This is a genomic window from Collinsella sp. LCP19S3_C9 (assembly GCF_052121575.1).
Taxonomy (GTDB): Bacteria; Actinomycetota; Coriobacteriia; order Coriobacteriales; family Coriobacteriaceae; genus Collinsella.
In genome coordinates, this window is the sequence record NZ_JBQKDZ010000028.1 from 1 (window position 1) to 3069 (window position 3069).

General features: G+C 56.6%; 2 protein-coding genes. Both read left to right on the top strand.

Features of this window, described 5'->3' with window-relative positions; genetic code table 11:
- Positions 1 to 704 precede the first annotated feature (704 nt).
- Positions 705 to 1982, top strand: a complete 1278-nt coding sequence (larA, locus tag ACTQXI_RS08805) for a nickel-dependent lactate racemase (protein WP_427748316.1) — start codon at positions 705 to 707, stop codon at positions 1980 to 1982.
- A gap of 49 nt (positions 1983 to 2031) precedes the next feature.
- Positions 2032 to 2763, top strand: coding sequence for a D/L-lactic acid transporter LarD (gene larD / locus ACTQXI_RS08810; protein WP_441017382.1), 732 nt, complete (start codon positions 2032 to 2034; stop codon positions 2761 to 2763).
- The last annotated feature ends 306 nt before the right edge of the window (positions 2764 to 3069 follow it).

Consider the following 3069-nt stretch of genomic DNA (forward strand, 5'->3'; position numbering starts at 1 on the left):
AGCTGAGGAGAAGAATGGCGCGCTTCGCGCATAGCGTGGAGTGCGGCGAGGGCTTCTTGCGTCCTGCGGAGTGTGCCTAAAAGTAAACTGATGGCGGGCCCTGCGATGTCCAGCTTCGGCGGAAGGCCGCTGGGTGAGGGTGGTGCCTGGGGCGACGTGCAAAAAACGGAGTTTTCAGCAGCCAAAGATCGATGCATAAGGCCATAGCCGGCCCTCGCTGCTTTTGTTGATGATTTTGCAAGACAATTGGGCCTTGGCGATGCTCGTATATGGCTGGTTTCTCGCCGCATGTTATCCAGATGGGACGAGTCATGAGGACGATCTACCTTTTGAAAGACTTTTGACACGAAAATCTTATCTTGCGATGCTGAATACTCGCAAAAATGCACGCTCCGGAGGGGGCTACCATGTTGCGGTTCGAAACCCAATGCGTCATTCTATGCAGTATATTGACCTATTTATGCAAGATAGCTTACACGCGCATGCCACAGGATTGATGTTTGCCTCGGCGCTGCGTAATCCACCCTGCCCATAGCTTCTTTGACAGGAGACCGCGGTCCCGTTTGGGATCGCGTCCGTTTTGTTGTGGGACAAATATGAACGTTGTGTTAACGACTCGGTGGACGGTGGCGTTTTTCGGTGAGCGGCGTATCCTTCCAACGGTTTATCTAGTGTGTCAGTTGAAAGGAAGAGGGCGCTCGTCATTGTTTGAATGTGAACTGCCGTTTGACCACAAGACATTGCATCTGGAGCTCGAGGATAAGAACTTCGCGGGTGTGATGGAAGGTCATCAAAACGAGTTTAAGACTGCAAAATCGCAGGAAGAGCTGGTAGAGGAGTCGCTTGCCAACCCTTATGGATCGCCTTCGCTCGAGGAGCTTTGCGCTGGCAAGAAGGATATTGTCATCATTAGCTCCGACCATACGCGCCCCGTTCCCTCGCGTGTGACGATGCCTATTCTGCTGCATCACATCCACTCCGCTGCGCCTGAGGCGCGCGTTCGCATTCTGGTTGCTACGGGTATGCATCGTCCATCGACACACGAGGAACTCGTCAACAAGTATGGCGAGGAGATCGTTGCCAACGAGGAAATTGTCATGCACGTCGCGACCGACGACAGCATGATGGAAAAGATTGGCACCCTGCCTTCTGGTGGCGAGTGCATCATCAACAAGATTGCCGCCGATTGCGATCTACTGCTTGCCGAGGGCTTTATTGAGCCGCACTTCTTTGCCGGTTTTTCTGGCAGCCGCAAGTCCGTGCTGCCCGGCATCGCCAGCTACAAGACCATCATGTACAACCACAACGGCCAGTTTGTGAACGATTCCCATTCGCGCGCCGGCAACCTGTGCCACAACCACGTGAGCGAGGACATGTTTGCCGCTGCCGAGATGGCTCACCTTGCCTTTGTGCTCAACGTGGTGCTCAACGGCAAGCACGAGGTCATCGGCTCCTTTGCCGGCGACATTCACAAGGCGCACGAGGCCGGCTGCGAGTTTGTGAAGAGCCTTGCCGGCGTTGAGCCCGTCGAGTGCGAGATTGCCATCACCACCAACGGTGGCTATCCGCTCGATCAGAACGTCTATCAGGCCGTGAAGGGCATGTGCGCTGCCGAGGCCACACTTCCCGAGGGCGGCGTGATCATCGATGTCGCCGGTTGCGCCGATGGTCACGGTGGCGAGGGCTTCTATCACAACATCGCTGACAACGATCCGGCAGAGTTTGAGCGCGCCTGCATCGACCGTCCTAAGGACGAGACCCTGCCCGACCAGTGGACGAGCCAGATCTTTGCCCGCATCCTGGCGCATCACCCTGTGATCATGGTCACCGACCTGTGCGATCACCAGATGCTCAAGGATATGCATATGACGCCGGTCAACACCCTCGAGGAGGCGCTCAAGCTCGCCTTTGAAATGAAGGGTGCCGATGCCAAGGTAGCCGTCATTCCCGATGGCCTGGGCGTTGTCGTCGCTCAGCACTAGCGCGCGGCCTAAACGAATCGTTTGTAACCGACAAGAAAGATAAGGTTTTATGCTTACCAAACTCCTCTGCGAATTCGGTGCAACGGCCCTCATGATCATCTTTGGCGTGGGCGTACACTGCGATACCGTGCTTAAGGGCACCAAGTATCAGGGCTCCGGCCACATGTTTGCCATCACCACCTGGTCTTTTGGCATCTCGGTCTGCCTGTTTGTCTTTGGCGGCGCCGTGTGCATGAACCCGGCTATGGTGCTTGCCCAGTGCATCGTCGGTCTGGTGCCGTGGAGTAGCTGCATCCCCTTCATGATTGCCGATATGCTCGGCGGCTTTGTGGGCGCCGTAATCGCTTGGTTTATGTATACCGATGAGTTCAAGGCTTCCGAGGGCGTCGTCGACCCCATTGCCCAGCGCAACATCTTCTCGACCAACCCCACCACCGAGGGCACGAACTATGCCCGCAACTTCTTCTGTGAGGCTATCTGCACCTTTGTGTTCATCAGCGCCATCCTTGCTGCCGCTAGCCGCGCCGGCGAGAACGTTCTGATGCTCGCTATCTGCGTCGGCCTGATCGTTTGGGCCGTTGGCATGGGCATGGGTGGCATCACCGGCTTCGCCATGAACCAGGCACGCGACCTTGGTCCTCGCATGGCCTATCAGGTGCTGCCGATCAAGAACAAGGCTGACAACAACTGGAAGTACGGCCTGCTCGTTCCTGGCATCGCGCCGTTTATCGGTGCCGCTCTGGCCGCGCTGTTTGTGCACGGTTTCTTGGGCATGTTCTAGTCCAAGGCCGCATAGTTGTCCGCTGGCCGCATGGGGTAACTTCCCAGCGCGTCCTCGGACATGAAAGAACCCCTGCTGCGCACTTCGTGCGGCGGGGGTTCTTTCGTCCTGTGGAATGCGCTGGGAAGTCACCCCATGCGGACAGCTGAGGGGTCTTTGTTGCGTTTGTACAAGCAACCCAACATATTTCTGAATCTCTCTGTTAGACCAGCATTGACGTAGCCGCTCCCTGCCGTTGCCAATAGTCCCAGAAGGGCTGGGGACGATCGATCATCTGGCGCCTCGTATGCTCGTAGAAGCCGCAGG